The organism is Pseudomonas sp. P97.38 (assembly GCF_001269745.1).
GTDB lineage: Bacteria > Pseudomonadota > Gammaproteobacteria > Pseudomonadales > Pseudomonadaceae > Aquipseudomonas > Aquipseudomonas chlororaphis_E.
Window position 1 is genome coordinate 63,700 of sequence record NZ_LHVJ01000022.1, and the last position, 20,101, is coordinate 83,800.

Below are 20,101 nucleotides of genomic sequence, written 5' to 3' on the forward strand. Positions count from 1 at the left end.
TAGTTCAGATTATTTTTGGAAATAAACGTAGGACTTTTCCGAACCTAAACGTTTTTGCCGGTTGCGCAGTGCTTCCTGTGGCGAGGGAGCTTGCTCCCGCTTGAGCGCGAAGCGCTCACAAAATTTTGGGGGTGGCTGCGCCACCCAGCGGGAGCAAGCTCCCTCGCCACAGGGCCCTTCTAAAAGTCGCGGGGCTACGTCTCAGTGCGCCTCGTCCCAGTTATTACCCACGCCCACTTCCACCAGCAGCGGCACATCCAGCGTGGCGGCGGCGCTCATGTGCTGGCGAATTTCAGTGCTGACCTGGTCGACCAGGTCTTCGCGCACTTCCAGCACCAATTCATCGTGCACCTGCAGGATGACCCGGGCGTCCAGCCCTGAGCTCGACAACCAGCGGTCCACGGCCACCATGGCCTTCTTGATGATATCGGCGGCGGTGCCTTGCATCGGCGCGTTGATCGCCGTGCGCTCGGCGCCTTTGCGCAGGGCCGGGTTCTTCGCGTTGATGTCCGGCAGGTACAGCCGGCGGCCGAAAATGGTTTCGACGAAACCCTGCTCGGCGGCCTGGGCGCGGGTGCGCTCCATGTACTGCAACACCCCGGGGTAGCGGGCGAAATAGCGGTCGATGTAGGCCTGGGATTGCTTGCGGTCCACGCCGATCTGTTTGGCGAGGCCGAATGCGCTCATGCCGTAGATCAAACCGAAGTTGATCGCCTTGGCGCTGCGACGCTGGTCATGGCTGACGGCTTCCAGCTCGACACCGAATACTTCGGCGGCCGTGGCCCGGTGCACATCCAGATTGTTGCGGAACGCGTGAAGCAGGCCTTCGTCCTTGGCCAGGTGCGCCATGATCCGCAGTTCGATCTGCGAGTAGTCCGCTGCCAGCAGCTTGTAGCCTTTGGGCGCGATGAACGCCTGGCGAATCCGGCGGCCTTCGGCGGTCCGGATCGGAATGTTCTGTAGGTTCGGGTCGATGGACGACAAACGCCCGGTCGCCGCGACGGCTTGTTGATAGTTGGTGTGCACGCGCCCCGTGCGGCTGTTGATCTGCTCCGGCAGGCGGTCGGTGTAGGTGCTCTTGAGCTTGCTCAACGAACGGTACTGCATCAGCACCTTGGGCAGCGGGTAATCCTGCTCGGCCAGTTCGGCGAGCACGGCTTCGGCGGTGGACGCCTGGCCCTTGGCGGTTTTGCTGAGCACCGGCAAGCCGAGTTTTTCGTACAGGATCACGCCCAGTTGCTTCGGCGAGCCGAGGTTGAATTCCTCGCCGGCGATGGCAAACGCCTCACGCTCCAGTGCCACCAGCTTCTCGCCCAACTCAACGCTCTGCACACCCAGCAGATTCGCATCCACCAGCGCGCCCTGGCGTTCGATGCGCGCCAGGACCGGCATCAGCGGCATTTCAATGTCATTCAACACCGTGCCCAGGCTCGGCGTGGCGGCGAGTTTCTCCTGCAAGGCCTGGTGCAGGCGGAAGGTCACGTCGGCCCCTTCGGCGGCGTACGGGCCGGCCAGTTCCAGGGCGATCTGGTCGAAGCTCAGTTGCTTGACCCCCTTGCCCGCGATGTCCTGGAAATCGGTCTTGCTCTGGCCCAGGTACTTGAGCGCCAGGCTGTCCATGTCATGGCGGGTCGCGGTGGAATCCAGCACGTAGGATTCGAGCATGGTGTCGAAGGCGATGCCCTGGACGAAGATGCCGTTGTTCTGGTCCCCGCCGATGGCGCAGTTCGCCAGGATGTTGGTTTCGAACTTGGCGTGCTGGCCGATCTTGAGCTTTTTGGGGTCTTCCAGCAGCGGCTTGAGGGCCTTGAGCACGGTGTCGCGGTCCAACTGCTCGGGCACGCCCATGTAGGAGTGGGTCAACGGAATGTAGGCCGCTTCAAACGGCGCCACCGCGAACGACAAACCGACCAGTTGCGAATGCTGGGCGTCGTTGCCGTTGGTTTCGGTGACGAACGCGAACAGCGGCGCCTTGTTCAGCTTGTCGAGCAACGCCTCGAACTGCGCCTGTTCAAGAATGATCTCGTACTGGGCCTCGGCGGCGCCGGGCTGTTCGTCGCTGGTTTCGACAATTTCCTGGCCGGCGCGCTTGGCGTCCCGCTGGTTTTCCTCGAACCAGCTCTTGAACTCCAGCAGGGTGTAGAGCTCGGCGAGTTTCTCGTGGTCCGGCTCGCCCATCTGCAGGTCGTCCAGGCCAACGTCCAACGGCACGTCGGTCTTGATGGTCGCCAGCTCGTAGGACAGGAACGCCATTTCCTTGTGCTCTTCCAGCTTGGCGGGCAGGGTCTTGGCGCCACGGATCGGCAAGGTGGCGACGATGTCCAGTTGTGCGTACAGCTCGGTCAGGCCGCCGTTGACACCCACCAGCAGGCCGGACGCGGTTTTTGGCCCGATGCCCGGCACGCCCGGGATGTTGTCGGAGGAATCGCCCATCAACGCCAGGTAATCGATGATCTGCTCCGGAGCGACGCCAAATTTCTCCTTAACGCCAGCCACGTCCAGCGCGCTACCGGTCATCGTATTGACCAAGGTAATGTGCCCATCGACCAACTGCGCCATGTCTTTGTCGCCGGTGGAGATCACCACCGGGCGATTGGCCGCCGCGCTGCTGCGGGCCAGGGTACCGATCACGTCATCGGCCTCGACGTTGTCCACGCAAAGCAGCGGGAAGCCCAGGGCCTTGACGCTGGCATGCAGCGGCTCGATTTGTACGCGCATGTCGTCGGGCATGCTCGGGCGATTGGCCTTGTATTCGGCGTACAACGCATCGCGAAAAGTCCCACCCTTGGCGTCGAAGACCACGGCGAACGGGCTGTCCGGATACTGCTTGCGCAGGCTCTTGAGCATGTTCAGCACGCCCTTGACCGCACCGGTGGGCAGGCCTTTGGAGGTGGTCAGCGGTGGCAGCGCGTGGAAGGCGCGGTACAGATATGAAGAACCGTCCACCAGGACGAGGGGGGCTTGGCTCATGAGCACGATCAACCTTTTCGGCGGGTCCGGGGCTAGAATAGCGGGACCGTTGACGACAAAGGGACAAGGTTATCATGCGCACACTCAATCGCCTGTTACTGGCTGGCTTGTTTGCAACCGTTCCATTGGCCGTCATGGCCGCGGACGATGCCCCAACGCCAGAGCCGGAAGTTACCATCCGCACGGAAGGGGACAAGGTCATCCAGGAGTACCGCCAAAACGGTTTCCTGTACGCGATCAAGGTTACGCCCAAGAACGGCAAGCCTTATTTCCTGGTGCGTGCCGACGGGACAGATGCAAACTTCATCCGCTCGGACCAGCCGGACATGTTGATTCCGTCCTGGAAAATCTTCGAGTGGAAGTAGTTGCCTAACTTTAATCGGCGCCGCTGCACCGCGGCGCCAGAACTGAGCAGTTTTTAACCATGTCTGTGTTTACCCCCTTGGCCCGGCCCGAGCTGGAAACCTTTCTCGCCCCTTATGGGCTCGGCCGCCTGCTTGATTTCCAGGGGATTGCCGCCGGTAGCGAAAACACCAATTTCTTTATCAGCCTGGAGCGGGGCGAGTTCGTCCTGACCCTGGTTGAACGCGGCCCGGTGCAGGAAATGCCGTTCTTCATCGAACTGCTCGACGTGCTGCACGACGCCGACCTGCCGGTGCCGTACGCCTTGCGCACCACCGACGGCGTCGCGTTGCGGGAACTGGCAGGCAAGCCGGCGCTGCTGCAACCGCGCCTGGCGGGTAAGCACATCAAGCAGGCCAATGCCCAGCATTGCGCCCAAGTTGGCGAATTGCTGGCGCACCTGCACCTGGCCACCCGCGACAACATGATCAAGCGCAAGACCGACCGCGGCCTGGACTGGATGCAGGAAGAGGGCGCCAAACTGCTGTCGCACCTCGACGCCGAGGCCCGCCAGTTGCTGGAGGCCGCGCTGGAAGAAATCGCCCAGCAAAAGGTCGGCATCCTGGCGCTGCCTCGCGCCAACATCCACGCTGACCTGTTCCGCGATAATGCGATGTTCGAAGGCACCCACCTGACCGGCTTGATCGACTTCTACAACGCCTGCTCCGGGCCGATGCTGTATGACGTGGCCATTGCCCTGAACGACTGGTGTTCGGACGACGACGGCGTGCTCGACGGCCCACGGGCGCGAGCCTTGCTGGGCGCCTACGCGGCACTGCGACCGTTCACCGCCGCCGAGGCCGACCTCTGGCCGACCCTGCTGCGCGTGGCGTGCGTGCGCTTCTGGCTTTCGCGCTTGATCGCCGCCGAATCCTTCGCCGGGCAGGATGTGCTGATCCACGACCCGATGGAGTTTCAGCAGCGTTTGGCGCAGCGGCAGGCGGTTCGTGTGATGTTGCCGTTTGCGTTGTAAGGCATTCTCGGTAATCGACTGGGTCTTGGAGTAGTTCAAGGCCTGTCGGTGGTGGAGTGCTTCGAGTCAGATCATGGAGTCGACATCCAGCGCATAGGGTTTGCCAATGGAGTAGCCCTGGGCATTTCTGAGCCCATCACCTTCGGCGTCCCGGGTCGGTGTAGGTGCCCATTGCACCATCCGTCGGTTCTGCGGGTGCGCCTGCCAACGGGTCAGACTTTGCTCCAACTGTTCGGGTCGCTCCGACACGCTGCCGTACACGTCTCTTTCGCTGACCGACGCGGTACGTAAAGTCGCCAGGCGAGCGTGCGTGGTGCGTAGTTTGTCGATCTCGTGGGTAAGTGCATCGTTGATGGGGGTGTGGCTGCGCCCGTTGGGAGCACCCTGTTCCATCGCACGGGTTTCGCTGCGCAGTTGCTGGGTAATCCGTGCCAATGCGTTGGCCACCCATTCATATTCTCGCTTTGTCACCAATGTGTCTGCGGATGCTTGCGCTTGCTGCCATCGACGCAGCGTTGCCCAGCACGCGGGAATATAGCCCGGGAGCATGAAGTGATTGCCGGTATGGACCAGTTGAGCCAGTAACGACGGGCGATCCGGCAAACCATGCCGGTGCTGCAAGGCCACCTGGCAGGCGGCTTGCTGGGTGATGGTGTCGCAACTGGGGGTCCATAGGATCGAGGACTTTTCCTGGCGACCGAATTCAACCGGTAGGAAATGTCGCAAAGTACCGTGGTGCGCGTAGTTTTCGCCTGTCCAGTTGGTGACGCCCGCAACGAACACCGAAAGCCCAACCGGTACGTTGACGAAAGTCAGTGCGGCACCTGTGCCATAAACGCCTGCCCGGGTGTTCATCCAGCTTCCGGGAACGCTGGGTATAGGGTCGTTGTGGTTGACCATGCGGTGGTGCGCAAGGGGCTCGGCATTTTTTGTAAAGGTGGCATCAGCCGCACGGGGTGCGCCGTAAGTGTAGAGCTGGATGCGGTAGTCAAAGCCCGCTCGGCGACGCAACATTTCAGAAAGTAACAGGGCTACGGCACCGCCCAGGCTATGACCGCAAATCAATAACTGTTGCCCGGTATGGAACCGGTCCAGATAACTTGTCACAAAGGCCGCCGCTTTTTTGGCCGCGCCATAGAATCCGCGATGTACTTGGCCATCACCTTCTTCAAATGGCACTTGAAGTGCATCGGCATCACGCAAACCGTCAGCGAGCATTTCCGATGTACCGCGCACGGCAATCAGGATCACTTCGTCATGGTGGGTAATGAACGCTTGAGTATCAGTAGCTTCCTTGCCGAGCGTACGGTCATCCAGAAAATGGACCTTGGCAGGGTGTTCCTGCTCTTCACCCAGTTTCGGGTCGTTCACCGCGTAGAGTTCGATGTCGAACGGCACGATCTCCAGGCGTTTGGAGTAGGGCACATCTTCGTACAGCGGGTAGTAGCAGGGTTCTGGTTGCTCTGGGCCTAGCTTCCAGAGCTCCTCGGATTTGGCCAGGCCATCCGCGAACCAGTTGCCGACGCTGGGTTGGAGAGTGAAGCTTATCGGCGTGTTGATCGGAGGTTGGTCGGGTTTCTGGCCGAAAGGGCAATAGCTCAGTGTCGACATGAGGGCCAACTGGTACAGGTTAAGCGCGCAGAATTCAGGAGTCGTTGATAACAGGGGTCGAAGGGCCCGCAACGGGCGCACTTCCAAAACCGTCTGTTTTTCCGGCATCAAGGCCACGCCGAATTTGCCATGCTCGCCTAGCAGTCGTGCGGGGCCGCCGCGCAGCGGGTAATGACGGTACACCTCGGGAGGCAAGTGAGCGGCGTGTTTGACCAGATGACGTACTTCCACCTGAAAGAAATCGTCCGCACTGGTTTGTGCAGGGTTTTCTCGGGTTCGAGTGGCATTGTTGTTCAGGTGACGGGTTTGTTCGGCACGGACCTGGAGTTCGGTGATTTCCAAGGGGTAGTGATCCCTGCCTTGAAGCGCTAAATAGAGCTCTTCGGGACCTCGATACTTTTGCTCAAAGATCAGGGCAACCGGTCCCGCATGGTGGTCATTGATTCTACCCATGCCGTTGGAGTCCAGGCTGCCCGTATATTTTTGCCCTTCTGAATCGATTGCGACGTAAGCCAGTCCGGCGTAAGGCTCGCCAGAGCCGAACTCATCGACGAGTTGAAATCCAGTCCATTTTCCCTTCACGGGGCAGCTCAGAATGCGACTGCCCAACCGGGATTCCAATTCCAATTGCATTGATGTCATGGTTGATGTCCTTATTCACTGCACCCTGGATAGAGGGTGCATTTCTGTCCGTCCGGCATCTGGAAGCCACTGAAGTCCTTGTGGTTTCCTAAACAGAATGCGTATGGATCCTCAAAGCCCTTGCCGAGGCAGCGCTTCCAGCCGTTAGGAAATTTCACCCAGGTGTCGCGCATGTAGGGCCGTTCCTCTTCCGCCAAGTTGATCCTCATCCTGAGCGTCTTCCCCGGTAGTTGATCCAGGGTATAAGCGGAGAACGGGCGACCAACTTGCAGCTCGCCTTGCGCATTGGTTTCCTTGCAGTCGAGGATCTTGACGATGCGACGCCTGGGCCCTGCGGTTCGGAACAGCCACTGGCATTGACCATAAAAGACACTTTCACCCGTTTCGCTGAAAGTGCCTTTGTATTGCGGCTCCAGCTCATCACGTATGGCCACGGTTGCGGCATCCCCGCTGATATCTCCCCAGTCGTCTCCGTAGGCCGAATTGATTTCGAGCTTGATCCTGTAAATCACCAGCTGGCAGCCGCTGACCCTTCGATACAGGGCGATTTTCGAATCTGGCTGGTAATGCTTTCGCCAGTGCAGGTTGTACCCAACTTCGGTATTTCTTCCACCCGGTACAGTGCAGGTTTGTCCTTTGGCAGGGACATATACGGCAATGGCCTGATAAGCAAAGTCGGGTGGCAGATCAGCGGTGAATGTGAAGGTATTGGAGGGCTTGTAGATGCAGCCAGCCGTGATCGCCAGGCCCAAGCCAAGAATCGTTATCGGGAGGATCGTCATAGCGGTGCGCTTCCTTGCCAGAAGTCCGCCATCAATCGAACCCGGTCAAAATGCTCGTCGGGATCTTCGCCAGGACGTACGTGCCAGTACGGCGGCATCGGTTCGAGTGCGCGCAGGCGCTGGGTCAGCAAAAATTCCAACTGCCCAGGCGCCTGCCAGTTCCACGTCTCGGCCAGATCGAGTACGGATTGCAACCACGTATCAGCGGCCTGCTGTTCGGCGAGTTCGGCATAGGCCTGGAGATGCTCGGCCAACAGGACCCGGTGCGCATTGCGCCGGCGGGCCTCTATCGCTTGCGGTCGTGGGAAGGGCACCTCTAACCAAAGCGGTGAGTCTGGCACCGGGTGCTTATCGGGGGCCGGGTTATCGACATTCTTCCAGTGCGTGCCCTGCCAGTAACACACGCTGATTGCTGGCCCGAGATAGGCGGGATAGGCCTCAAGGGGCAGGTGTTCAAGTGCCCGGCTCAATACCCGATTGTCATGAAAGCGATACAACGCCTGATGAGGGCGCGTTCCGACAATCATTCGCTCACGCCAGTGTTCGACCAGCCGGGAGAGGCTTCCCTTGGGCAGGCTGGCCAGCCATCCCCAGTGGCTTTCTGGCCGTCTGAGCAGTTCGCTGACGTTCGGGTCGTCAGGTTGATCGAAACCAAAGACAAAGGGGCCGGCATCGTCGAGGTCTCTGACCTCGGTTTGGCCATAGACGCTTCGGTACTGATCGGGCCGGCTGTTCTTGAGAAAGGCCTGGCGTGCCGGGCCCTCATTTTCCGAGTCCAGGACAACGCACAAACTGTGGCCGAGGTGTTGGTGCTCACTCAACCATTGATGGGGATAGGTCTGAGTCATGCGGCGACGGCTTCCGTACAGCAAATCCCTGCGCGGCAAGCTTCGCAAATCGGACAGAAGTCCAATCCCATGGCTTTACTGGCGCTCATCAAGGCGCGCTGAGTAGGGGCGAGCGATCGGGGCAAATCTATCAGTGAAACCAGGGGGAGCGTTGTACCGTGCGTGTGTGATGAGGCGGGCGCAGCGGTTAGCGGTGCTGCGCCGATCTGAATTTCACTGCTGCTGTAGATGCCGCCGTGGCCTATGACGATGTGCTGACCTCCAGCATTCAAACTCAGGGTCGTGCCTGCGTGCAGAACCAGATGAGCGCCAGCCGTTATATGCACTTGCTGGCCAGCTTCGACGATCAATGTTTGATCTACGTGGGTATATCGGTTGGCCGCGTGCAGGTGGTCGTCACCCTCCACCCGGATCGTGCGGTTGGAGGCCGTGGTTCGATGTTCCTCGGCACGTAGCACGGTGGTGCTGTTGCCCATGACGGTTTCCAGCCTTTCGTTGCCCACTTCCAGCCGGCTGTCATGTTCAATCTTCTGTTCCATGTCGCGCTGGGCCCGCAGGTAGATCAATTCCTGCCCTTCGCGGTCTTCCAGATGCAGCTCATTGAACCCCTTGCCGCCCGGCGAACTGCGGGAGCGAAGCACCGTGCGCGTCTTGAGTTCGGGCAGGGGATAGGGCAAAGGGTGACTGCTGTTGGTCAGACATCCGCTGATCAACGGCTTGTCGGGGTCGCCTTCCATGAAGGTCACCAATACTTCCATCCCCACTCTTGGAATCGTCACGGCACCGTAACCGTTGCCTGCCCAATTGGACGCGACGCGCAACCAGCAACTGCTGCCATCATCCAGATGATCAGCGCGATCCCAGAAAAACCTGACCTTGACCCGACCGTACTGGTCGCAGTGGATGTCTTCGCCCTTGGGACCGGTAACCACGGCGGTCTGGCTACCCGCTATACAGGGTTTTTGATAGACCCGTCGTGCGCGAAAGATCACATCCCAAGGGGTCGCAACGAAGCGATTGCGATAACCCTGGTCGAAGTCTCCGGCGTGCATGGAGGGGGCGCCAGCGGCGCCTTCTTCCAACACTTGCGGCTGCTTGCCTTCGTGATGCACTTCCGTCAGCAGCCAGAGATCATTCCATTCCTGGCGAGGGTGTTCACTCAGCATCAGGAAGTGTCCGGCCGCCAGCGTGGGCTGACCACTGTGGCCTTCCGCCTGCTGGTAGTCAGCGCGATGGCGTTCCAGGCTGCGCCTGCCCAGCAGTTGACCTCGTTTATCCCGGGTAAAATTGCCGGGATAATCATAGTCCTCCAAGTCCGGACGGACGCTTTCGTGGTCTGCCTGCCAGCTTTTTTCCTGTAGGACCGAGGCTTTTTCGAAATCGTAGTCTCGACGACGGACTTGGCTGGTCCGGGTTTCCAGCCTTAAACCAAAACGTCGTATCACCGGTTCATCGGCGATCATGCCGCTGTGCTGTTTATAAACACCAAGGTTGTCGATTCGGGGAAACACAGTCTGGTCATCGCCAAATACCAGGTAATGGCTCGATTCACTGTGCTGGAAATGATAGTGCAAGCCCTCTTCTTGACACAGGCGCTCAATGAAGTGCAAGTCCGATTCCCGGTACTGCACGCAATAGGCGCGGGGCGCGTAGTGTTCACTCAAGTGAAAGTGATGGGCATCGGAAAGAATGCCATGTTCCTTGAGGATCGATGTGATGATTTGCGGGACGCTGAGGTGCTGGAAGATCCGCTGATTAATGCGATGTGCCAAGTAGGAAAGCTGGGGTTTGAGTTTTATCTTGTAATGAGTGAGCCGCTTGCCGGAGTCACCTTGTGCGGCGCGGTAGATGAGCCCGTGCACACCGCATGTCTGTTTTTCTTGTTGGTCGAATGTAAGAAATGCCTGTTTATGGAGCAGTTTCTCAAGATCGATGTCCTTTCGCTCACTGACGAGTTCAACATCGAACGAATAGGGCTGGCTGATAGCCTCTCTACCTTTGAATGTATGAACTTGAAATTCAGCTTCAAGGCCAGTGATGGCGATTCGGAATTTTGAACGGGCATGGAAGTGAGACATCGATTCGTCCTTGGGTGTGCAGTGACTCCTGAGGACATTGAAGCAGCCTTGAAGGACAAAAACCTCCAAAGATTAAAAAAAAAGAAAAGTATGTAGGAAATTTCTCTTAAATATAAATTCTGTCAACTTGTGTAATGATTTGGCTTTCTTGATGGTTGACGTGGAGTTCGACTTGGTATCAGTGGTGTGATCCGGGTCGGGTTTTTACTGTCTGTTTGTCTTTTTCATTTTGTTCCAAGTAAAAAACGAAATTTCCTACTTTTTTATTTGTTGAACCTTGGCATGCTCTGCTGCGTTCGAGTGGAGGGTAGTTGCTGGGTGTAGTGGCAGTTGTCACCCACGTTATCTGAAATATCCATTGTTTGCTTATGGATAGCCTGCGTCCTGACCTGAATGTCGGACCATAAACCGAATTCATCTAAACAGAGTCGTGAATGTCGTACTCAGGAAAACTTTCCGCCCATTACCTGGCTCTCGCCAAGTCGCCCGTGTCCAAGGACAGTTTTGCGGGTGCGGACGTGCGTTTTTCAAATGAGTACGAAGCGTTGGAAAGCGAGTTGATCAAATCTCGATCGATGTATGAGCACGATCAGGTCGATTGGCTGAAGGTTCTTGAGCAGAGCGAATCGCTACTGCGCCGGCAGTCGAAGGATGTACGGGTCGCTGTCTGGCTGACATGGGCGCTGTATCAGCGTGAATCCTTCCAGGGGCTGCTGGCCGGCCTTTGTCTCTTGCATCACCTTTGTAAAAGCCATTGGGCCGAGATCCATCCCGCCAAGCTTCGAACCCGTGCCGCCAGCATCAACTGGCTGGTGACGCGCCTGGATCAGGTGCTGGGGGATGACGTGGCATTCAAAGAGCAGATGCCGTTGTTCCATCATCTGGCGGCTCAGCTTGAAGGACTCGACGCGATTTTCAGCGCTTATCTGGGCGATGAGGCGCCCTTGCTGTTACCGCTTTGCCGGCGAATCAAACACATGATCCAACGAGTCGCCCAGCACCAGCCGCAACCCGGTGTCATCCATGCGGCAGTTGCCCAGGTGAAACAGACGGCCGCTCAATTGCTCGCCTGCGAGACTCCGATTGAAAGCGAAAAAGAGGCCTGTAGAACCCTGCGCGTCCAGCAGGAAGGTGCCCGTTCACTGTGTGCCTGGTGGCTCAAGCAAAAAGCAACCGACGCTCGGGCCCTGCGACTGAATAGGGCCTTGCTATGGCTCTCGATCGATGTAATGCCCGAGCGCAACGCAGAACAGGTTACTCAATTGCGTGGCGTACCGATGGACAGGCTCAAGAGCTACCAGGAAACCTTCTTGCAGGGCCGCTATGCGGACCTGCTTGTTCAAGTCGAAGCCAGTTTGGCCAAGGCTCCATTCTGGTTCGATGGCCAAAGGCTCGCCTGGGAATGCCTACAAGGCTTGAATGCCGAGCAGGCCATGCGAGAAGTGGAAGTCCATTTTGCGCAGTTCATCCAGCGACTGCCGGGCGTATTGGAACTGCGCTGGCATGACGGCTTGCCGTTTGCCGATCCGGCGACTCGCGCCTGGATTGCCGCTCATGTGATGCCTCATCTGCAAAGCTCCAATGCCCCGCTTGGCATCGATGTCGTCAACAGCGATGCGCCGTGGGACCTGGCCCTCGAAGAGGCTCGGTCGATTCTGCATGAGGATGGCCTCAAGCCTGCTGTCCAGTCACTCAGGGACGGCATGCGAAGCGCTCTTGGCGCTCGTGAGCGATTTCTCTGGCGGTTCGCAATGGCTCGCTTGTGCATATCGGCCAAGAAATACGAACTCGCCAAGATCCAGCTCGAAGCACTGGATCAGAACCTTCAGCACGCCAACTTGAATGGGTGGGAGCCCGATCTTGGGCTTCAGGTACTGCACCAGTTGCATCACTGCTGTGAGCTTCTGCCACAGAGCCACGCCGTACGTGAGTGCAGGAACGAGACCTATCGCAGATTGTGTTACCTCGACCTGGAACGGGTCATTGAATAGGCCTGCGGGTCAAAATCTTAAGGAAAAAACCATGGCCAAAGATGGCTCTGTAGCGCCCAAGGAACGTATCAACATTACGTTCAAGCCCACGACTGGCGGGGCTCAGGAACAGATTGAACTACCGCTGAAATTGGTCGCAATGGGTGATTACACCCACCGTGCGGACGAGCGCAAGGTTGAGGATCGCAAGCCGATCAGCATCGACAAGATGACGTTCGATGAGGTCTTGGCCAAGCAAGCGTTGAAGCTGACGCTGAGCGTGCCGAACCGTCTGCTGGAAGAAAGTGAAACAGAAACGCTAGTTGTGCAATTGAGCGTTAACTCGATGAGGGATTTCAATCCGGCCAGCCTGGTCGAGCAAGTACCTGAGCTCAAAAAACTGATGGAGCTGCGCGACGCGCTGGTAGCCCTCAAGGGGCCCCTGGGTAACGTACCTGCATTTCGAAAAGCGATTGAGGGCGTGCTCGCCGTCGATGAGTCCCGGGCTCGTGTGCTGAACGAGCTGGGCCTTGAAGCTGACCCCATTAGCCAAGGAGGCTAACCCCATGAGCAGCAGCGTAGCGCAGCAGAAAAACAATGAAGCAGTCGAGTACAGCCTTCTCGACAGGATCATCGCTGAAACCAGTCTTTCTCCAGACGACGAGGCCTACGACATCGCCAAGCGTGGCGTCTCTGCATTCATCGAGGAGTTGCTCAAACCGCAGAACAGCGGTGAACCGGTCAAGAAAGCCATGGTTGACCGCATGATCGCCGAGATCGATACCAAGCTCAGTCGTCAGATGGATGAGATTCTGCACGACCCGGAGTTCCAGGCCTTGGAGTCCTCTTGGCGCGGTTTGCAGTTGCTGGTGGATCGGACCAACTTCCGCGAAAACATCAAGGTTGAAATGCTCAATGTCTCCAAGAGTGATCTGTTGGACGACTTTGAAGACTCGCCGGAGGTCATGCAATCGGGCTTGTACAAACATATCTACACCGCAGAGTACGGTCAGTTCGGCGGGCAACCAGTTGGGGCGATCATTGCCAACTACTTCATGTCGCCAAGTTCGCCGGATGTGAAGCTCATGCAATATGTATCCAGCGTTGCGTGCATGGCCCACGCGCCATTCATCGCCGCTGCCGGTCCTAAATTCTTTGGCCTGGAAAGCTTCGCCGGCCTACCGGACCTCAAGGACCTGAAAGATCACTTCGAGGGCCCGCAATTTGCCAAATGGCAAAGTTTTCGTCAGTCGGAAGATGCGCGCTACGTTGGATTGACGGTGCCGCGCTTCTTGTTGCGGACCCCTTATGATCCAGAGGAGAACCCGGTCAAGTCGTTTGTGTACAAGGAGACCGTTGCCAATAGCCACGAGCACTACTTGTGGGGCAATACCGCGTATGCATTCGGCTCGCGTCTGACCGACAGCTTCGCCAAGTTTCGCTGGTGTCCCAACATCGTTGGCCCACAAAGCGGCGGCGTGGTTGAGGACCTGCCTTTGCATCATTTCGCAAGCATGGGTGAGATCGAAACCAAGATCCCGACCGAAGTCCTGGTGTCCGACCGCCGCGAATACGAGCTGGCTGAGGAGGGTTTCATTTCCCTCACCATGCGCAAGGGCAGCGATAACGCCGCGTTCTTCTCAGCCAATTCCGTTCAGAAACCTAAGCTCTTCGGCAACGGTGTCGAGGACAAGCAGGCTGAACTGAACTACAAACTGGGTACCCAACTGCCTTACATGATGATCGTCAATCGCCTTGCTCATTACCTGAAGGTTTTGCAGCGGGAGCAGTTGGGATCGTGGAAAGAACGCATGGATCTGGAGCGTGAGCTCAACAATTGGATTCGCCAGTACGTGGCTGACCAGGAAAATCCGAGCGCCGAGGTCCGTGGTCGTCGTCCATTGCGTGCGGCAAAGATTGTTGTAAGCGATGTGGAAGGCGAACCAGGCTGGTATCGCGTTGGTTTGAATGTGCGCCCGCATTTCAAATACATGGGGGCCGATTTCACCCTGTCGCTGGTTGGCAAGCTGGACAAGGCGTAAGCACGGGTCATGGCCTATGGCAGCCTTTTCGAGCGCCTGGCCGGCGAAGCCCAGATGCGTCACGGTTTGAATGTCGAGGCTTGCATCATGGCATCCGTGGCCGCTCATCTGGCCAGGATGCTCAGCGTCCGCGCAGGCAGTGTGCGGACGCTATCCGATTACGGGCTGCCGGACTTCAATGACATGCGTTTGAGCCTGCATGACGCAAAAAGCCAGGCCCGCCGCGCGATCGAAGCCTTCGTTGAGGCCTACGAGCCTCGTCTCAGCAATGTTTGTGTCACTCCGACGCCGGGTCATCAGGGCCAACTGAGGTTGTCCTTCAGCATTGAAGGCTTGCTGGATGTTAAGGGTTTCAAGCGGCAGGTCAGTTTTCTCGCGTGCCTGGATGGCGACGCTCAGGTCAAGGTCAGACAAGGATAGCGATGCATGGCGTTTAACCATTACTACCAGAGCGAGTTGACGGCGCTTCGTCAGCTGGGTCGACGTTTTGCCGATCGAAATCCGGCGCTGGCTCCTTTTCTGGGGCAGGCTGGCCGGGATCCGGATGTTGAGCGCCTGCTGGAGGGATTTGCTTTTTTGACCGGACGACTGCGCGAGAAGCTCGATGACCAGTTGCCGGAGCTGAGCCATTCGTTGATGCAGCTGCTGTGGCCTAACTATATGAGGCCATTGCCGGCCTTCAGTATTCTGCAGTTTGATTCATTGTCGCGTTCCGGACCCGCACTGCGAGTAGAGCGCGATACACCGGTTGAAAGCAAGCCGATCCAAGGTGTGCGATGCCATTTCCGGACGTGCTATCCAACCGATGTCCTGGCCCTGGACCTGACCCGTTTGAGTTACTCGGTGAAGGGTACCGGCTCGCTGCTGAGCCTGCGCTTGGAGATGCCTTGCGACGGCCACTTGGGTGAAGTGCAGTTGAGCCGTTTGCGCCTGCACTTCACGGGCGAGCGGTATATCAGCCAGATGCTCTATCTCAGCCTCGTACGTAATCTTGAAGGCATCGAGCTGGTCCCATTGAACGGTGCCGGCGAGCCATTCAGCGCCGTAGATGGCAATCCGATGACGTTCAGGATTCCGGCTGAGCGTGTTCAGCCGGTAGGATTTGCGGAGGAGGAAGCGTTGATCCCGTATCCGCTGAATACCTTCCGCGGCTATCGCTACCTGCAGGAGTATTTCGCGTTCCAGGACAAGTTTTTGTTCGTCGACGTCATTGGCCTGGACGTGACCAGCACGTTGCCATTGGACTGCCTGAAACAGGTGCGCGGTTTGGACCTGCGTTTTGATATACGCAAGAGTGGCATCGAGCGCATGCGCCCGACACTGGACAACGTGAAGCTTTACTGCACGCCAATCGTCAATCTGTTCAAGCATGACGCTCAGCCGATCCGCCTGGATGGCAAACAAGACGAGTATCCGTTGCTGCCGGCCGGTTATGACCTGGAGCACTGCTCGGTCTATTCAGTCGACAGCGTCATTGGCTGGCGCCCTGGTGGCCTGGGGTATCAGTCCTATGTGCCGTTCGAGTCGTTTGAGCATGATTCAAGTTTCGACGTCCCCACCGGCCGTCCGTATTACAGCGTTCGCCAGCGTCCCTCGTTATTGAACAGCGGCCTCGATACCTGCCTGGCCTTTGGTATTCAACCAGCCCAGGCCTATGAAACGCTGTCGATCGAACTGACGTGCACCAACCAGGACCTGCCACGCCAGCTCAAGCCCGGCGATATCGATCAACCCGGTGAGAGAACGCCTGAGTCCCTCAGTTTCCGCAATATCGGCCCGGTTACACCCAGCTTCGCGCCGCCATTGAACCGCGATTACCTGTGGAAGCTGATCAGCAACATGTCTCTCAACTACCTGTCGCTGGCGGACGTCAATGCGCTCAAGGTGATCCTCGAAAGCTACGACTTCCCACGTTACTACGACGAGCAAACCGAGAAGGTCAGCAAGCGTTTGCTGGGCAGCCTCAAATCGATCAGGCACCTGCATGTCGATCGGCTGCATCGGGGGCTGCCGGTTCGGGGTGTACGTACCGAACTGATCGTCGACCCACAAGGTTACATCGGCGAAGGCGACCTATTTGTCTTCACTTCGGTCCTCAACGAGTTTTTTGCGCTTTATGCCAGCCTCAATTCGTATCACGAACTGCGGGTGAACAGCACACAGGGAGAGGTGTATCAATGGTCACCCCGCATGGGCCAACAGCCGCTTCTATGAACGTGCTGGCACGAAGAATACGCGAGTACTCGCTGTTCCAAGCCGTGTTGCTGGTCCTGGATCGGCTGCGTGAGGCCCATCCGGGCCTGGATGATGAAGCGCTTTACGATCAGTTGGAATTCCAAGCCAATCCAAGCCTGGGTTTCCCGGCCAGCGATATCGACCGCGTGGAGTTTTTCGAGGAGCAGGGGAAGGTGCGCGCACGTATGCGCTTGAACCTGCTCTGCCTGGTGGGTGCAGGTTCGCCTCTACCGGCGTTCTACGGCGAGCAAGCTTTGCGTGAGGAAGGCGGAAATTCGACTCGCCAGTTCCTCGACATATTCCACCATCGTCTTCAACGACTGATGCTGCCGATCTGGCGCAAGTACCGGTATTGCGCAAGCTTCCAGAGCGGAGCTCGAGACCCGTTCTCCGAGCAGTTGTTTGCCTTGATCGGACTGGGTGGCGAAGAAATCCGCAAGGCCAGCCAACTGAACTGGAAGCGCCTGCTGCCGTACTTGGGCTTGTTGAGCCTGCGTGCTCACTCGGCGGCGCTGATCGAGGCGGTGCTGCGTTACTACTTCAAACACGCCGAGCTGGTTCTGGAGCAGTGCATCGAGCGTCGGGTGGAGATTCTCGACGAGCAGCGCAATCGGCTGGGGAGTGCCAATAGCCTGTTGAGCAACGACCTGGTGCTCGGTCAGCGGGTGCGCGACCGTGGCGGCAAATTTCGTATCCATATCTGTGAGCTGGATTGGCAACGCTTCCACGAATTCCTGCCCGTTGGCCTCGGTTATCGACCGCTGTGCTCGTTGGTGCGATTCACGCTGCGCGACCCCCTCGAGTACGACATCCGCCTGGTCCTGCGTCAGCAGGAAATACGAGCCCTGTGCATTGGAGAACTGAACAGTTGTCGCCTGGGATGGACCAGTTGGCTGGGGCATGAGCGCGCGGACGGCGTGGTGATCCTCGGCAGTAAAACTCATTAGGAAATGGATGACATGATCAACGTAGATCTTCAGCGACTCATACAGGCATTGGATGCCGAAACCCGGGATGATCTGGAGCGTTCTGCCGAGCAGTGTGTGGCGCGTGGTGCCGATAAAGTCCTGGCGGAAGATCTGCTGCTGAGGTTGTTGGAGCGGCCCCGAGGCTTGCTCGAACGCGCATTACAAGATGCTCAGGTAAACGCCCAGGAGCTGTCTGCCACCTTGCAACCGCGGATGGAACATAGCGCGTCCTGTAATCCGGTGTTCGCGCCAGAGCTGGTGCAATGGTTGCAGGATGCGCTGCCGGTGGCGACGCTTGAACTTGAGCAAGAACTGATCGACCAGGCGGCCTTGATCCTGGCATTGCTCCGTAACCCCGCTCGCTATACAGGCCGCTCCTGCAGCATTTTGTTGGCCCGGTTGAACACTGATCGGCTGAAGGATTTCGCCCTTTCACTGCAAATCCGCTCGCGCGACTGTCCGTCCATTCACGCGGCAGGCTCCTCGCTGGAGCGCTTTACCCATAACCTGACCCGGCAGGCCCGTGAGGGTGGCCTTGATCCGGTGCTGTGTCGGGACGGCGAGATCAGGCAGATGATCGACATTCTCGTGCGACGGCGCAAAAACAATCCCATCGTGGTGGGAGATGCGGGCGTCGGCAAGACAGCCATTGTCGAAGGTCTGGCGCTGCGTATTGCAGCCGGAGAAGTGCCATCCGTCCTGGAAGATGTTGAGGTGCTTTCGCTGGATATGGGGTTGCTACAGGCCGGCGCCAGTATAAAAGGCGAGTTCGAACGACGCCTCAGGGGCGTGATTGACGAGATCAGGGCATCATCCGGCTCCACCATCCTGTTCATCGACGAGGCCCACACCTTGATCGGTGCCGGTAGCAACGCTGGTGGCTCGGATGCAGCCAATTTGCTCAAGCCCGCCTTGGCCAGGGGGGAGCTGCGTACTATCGCGGCCACCACGTGGGCCGAGTACAAAAAATACTTTGAAAAAGACCCGGCACTGACCCGTCGCTTTCAACCGGTGCAATTGCATGAGCCGACAGTCAGCCAAGCGGTGACCATTCTGCGCGGTCTCGCCCGGGTCTATGAGAGCAGCCACGGTATCTACCTGCGCGATGATGCGGTGGTCGCGGCGGCTCAATGGTCGGCCCGTTACCTGACCGGACGCCAACTACCCGATAAAGCCGTCGATGTGCTCGATACCGCTTGCGCTCGTGTGCGTATCAGCTTGGCCACCGCACCGCAGAACCTTGAGCGGTTGCGCAGCGAACTGGCCGAAGGTGAGCGTCAGCGCCAGGCGCTGCGTCGCGACGCCGAGGCCGGCCTCTCGATCGATGCTCAGGTCTTGGAGGCACTGGAGGCGCGCCTGGATACCGTCGAAGCCGAGTGCCAGGCGTTGGAAACCCAGTGGACCGAGCAACGCATCCTTGCGGAGCGTCTGCTGTCGCTGCGCCGCCAACTGTTCGGGGCTCGGGAAACCGTGGCTGATCAAGCCCTGAGCATCGAGGCTCTGGAGTCGGCATTGCGCGAAACCCGCGACACCCTGGTGGCTGCACAAGCCCGGGAGCGTCTGGTCAGCTACGAGGTTTGCCCGCGTCTGGTGGCGGAAGTCATCAGTGCGTGGACCGGCATTCCCCTGGCGCAATTGGCGCAAGAGCATGATGTAAACATCGCCAGTTTTGCGACTGATCTGCGGGCCCGCATACGGGGTCAGGAGCAGGCCGTTCAAGCCCTTGACCGTGTAGTCCGCGCCGCCGCTGCCGGCCTGAACAAACCCGACGCTCCGGTGGGCGTGTTCCTGCTGGTGGGGCCGAGCGGTGTCGGCAAGACAGAGACGGCCCATGCGCTGGCCGACCTGTTGTACGGCGGTGATCGTTTTCTAACCACTTTCAACATGACCGAGTTCCAGGAAAAGCACACGGTTTCCCGACTGATCGGCGCGCCACCCGGCTATGTCGGTTTTGGCGAGGGTGGAATGCTGACGGAAGCGGTGCGGCAAAAACCCTATTCGGTGGTGTTGCTGGATGAAGTCGAGAAGGCCGACCCGGATGTGATGAACCTGTTTTACCAGATCTTCGACAAAGGCCTGGCCAACGACGGCGAGGGTCGAGAGATTGATTTTCGCAACACGTTGATCCTGATGACATCGAACCTGGGCAGTGAGCGGATAACTGAACTGTGCGAGAGCGGCGCGCCGCCGAGCACAGAACGCCTCGAGGCGTGCATTCGCCCAATCCTCGGCAAACATTTCAAACCAGCACTGTTGGCACGCATGTGTGTCGTTCCTTACTACCCGATTGGCGGATCAGTCCTGCGTGAATTGGTGGCGCTCAAACTCGATCGCTTGGGCGAGCGGCTGCGTCGTCGTCAGTTGGGCTTCAGCTATTGCACGCGTCTCGTGGATCACCTGGTAGGGCACTGCACTCGCAGCGACAGTGGCGCGCGGTTGATTGACCGTTTGCTCGATCTGCACTTGATGCCGCTGGTGGCCGACCGACTGCTTGTTTCCATGGCGACCGACGAACCGCTGCGGCACGTCCACGCGATGCTCAACAGCGAAGCCAACGTAGCGTGTGAGTTCACTTGAGGT

The 20,101-nt window shown here is 58.3% G+C and carries 14 protein-coding genes; 9 read left to right on the top strand and 5 right to left on the bottom strand.

From position 1 onward, the window contains the following. Positions 1–201: 201 nt before the first annotated feature. Entirely contained in the window at positions 202–2,970 is a 2,769-nt protein-coding gene (gene polA, locus AD664_RS17675; RefSeq protein WP_053148236.1) for a DNA polymerase I, read from the bottom strand. Positions 2,971–3,044: 74 nt separating this feature from the next. Between polA and AD664_RS17680 the strand changes: the two genes are divergently transcribed. Both AD664_RS17680 and AD664_RS17685 read left to right on the top strand, forming a co-directional pair. After that, positions 3,045–3,335 (top strand): DUF2782 domain-containing protein, encoded by a 291-nt coding sequence (locus AD664_RS17680; protein ID WP_053148239.1) that lies wholly within the window; start codon positions 3,045–3,047, stop codon positions 3,333–3,335. A 59-nt stretch (positions 3,336–3,394) separates the two neighbouring features. Next, on the top strand, positions 3,395–4,345 hold the full coding sequence (locus tag AD664_RS17685) for a homoserine kinase (protein WP_053148241.1): 951 nt from the start codon (positions 3,395–3,397) through the stop codon (positions 4,343–4,345). A gap of 66 nt (positions 4,346–4,411) precedes the next feature. Here the strand turns inward: AD664_RS17685 and AD664_RS17690 are convergent, their stop codons facing one another. The 4 genes from AD664_RS17690 to AD664_RS27160 are packed head-to-tail and all read right to left on the bottom strand — an operon-like array spanning position 4,412 to position 10,306. After that, on the bottom strand, positions 4,412–6,598 hold the full coding sequence (locus AD664_RS17690; protein ID WP_053148243.1) for a lipase family protein: 2,187 nt from the start codon (positions 6,596–6,598) through the stop codon (positions 4,412–4,414). Between the two features lie 11 nt (positions 6,599–6,609). Then, a complete protein-coding gene (locus AD664_RS17695) occupies positions 6,610–7,380 on the bottom strand; it encodes a hypothetical protein (protein ID WP_053148245.1) in 771 nt (256 codons plus the stop codon). After that, a complete protein-coding gene (locus AD664_RS27155; RefSeq protein ID WP_083454218.1) occupies positions 7,377–8,228 on the bottom strand; it encodes a DUF4123 domain-containing protein in 852 nt (283 codons plus the stop codon). The genes AD664_RS17695 and AD664_RS27155 overlap by 4 nt, the downstream gene beginning before the upstream one ends. Next, positions 8,225–10,306: a type VI secretion system tip protein VgrG gene (locus AD664_RS27160; RefSeq protein WP_083454219.1), complete on the bottom strand. Its 2,082-nt coding sequence runs from the start codon at positions 10,304–10,306 to the stop codon at positions 8,225–8,227. Before AD664_RS27160 ends, AD664_RS27155 begins: the two co-directional genes overlap by 4 nt. Positions 10,307–10,740: 434 nt before the next feature. On the opposite strand from AD664_RS27160, the gene tssA reads away from it, so the two are divergent. Genes tssA through tssH form a run of 7 tightly spaced genes read left to right on the top strand, consistent with a single transcriptional unit; the run spans position 10,741 to position 20,098 of the window. Beyond that, entirely contained in the window at positions 10,741–12,297 is a 1,557-nt protein-coding gene (gene tssA, locus AD664_RS17725; protein WP_053148257.1) for a type VI secretion system protein TssA, read from the top strand. A 31-nt stretch (positions 12,298–12,328) separates the two neighbouring features. Further along, positions 12,329–12,838, top strand: a complete 510-nt coding sequence (gene tssB / locus AD664_RS17730; RefSeq protein ID WP_053148259.1) for a type VI secretion system contractile sheath small subunit — start codon at positions 12,329–12,331, stop codon at positions 12,836–12,838. 4 nt (positions 12,839–12,842) lie between these two features. Next, entirely contained in the window at positions 12,843–14,318 is a 1,476-nt protein-coding gene (tssC, locus tag AD664_RS17735) for a type VI secretion system contractile sheath large subunit (protein ID WP_053148262.1), read from the top strand. A gap of 9 nt (positions 14,319–14,327) precedes the next feature. Then, a complete protein-coding gene (tssE, locus tag AD664_RS17740) occupies positions 14,328–14,738 on the top strand; it encodes a type VI secretion system baseplate subunit TssE (RefSeq protein ID WP_053148264.1) in 411 nt (136 codons plus the stop codon). Positions 14,739–14,744: 6 nt separating this feature from the next. Next, the gene (tssF, locus tag AD664_RS17745) at positions 14,745–16,532 is read left to right on the top strand and encodes a type VI secretion system baseplate subunit TssF (RefSeq protein WP_053148265.1); all 1,788 of its coding nucleotides are present in this window, start codon (positions 14,745–14,747) and stop codon (positions 16,530–16,532) included. Then, positions 16,496–17,500: a type VI secretion system baseplate subunit TssG gene (tssG, locus tag AD664_RS17750; RefSeq protein WP_053148267.1), complete on the top strand. Its 1,005-nt coding sequence runs from the start codon at positions 16,496–16,498 to the stop codon at positions 17,498–17,500. Before tssF ends, tssG begins: the two co-directional genes overlap by 37 nt. Positions 17,501–17,512: 12 nt before the next feature. Beyond that, positions 17,513–20,098 (top strand): type VI secretion system ATPase TssH, encoded by a 2,586-nt coding sequence (gene tssH, locus AD664_RS17755; RefSeq protein ID WP_053148317.1) that lies wholly within the window; start codon positions 17,513–17,515, stop codon positions 20,096–20,098. Positions 20,099–20,101 lie beyond the last annotated feature (3 nt).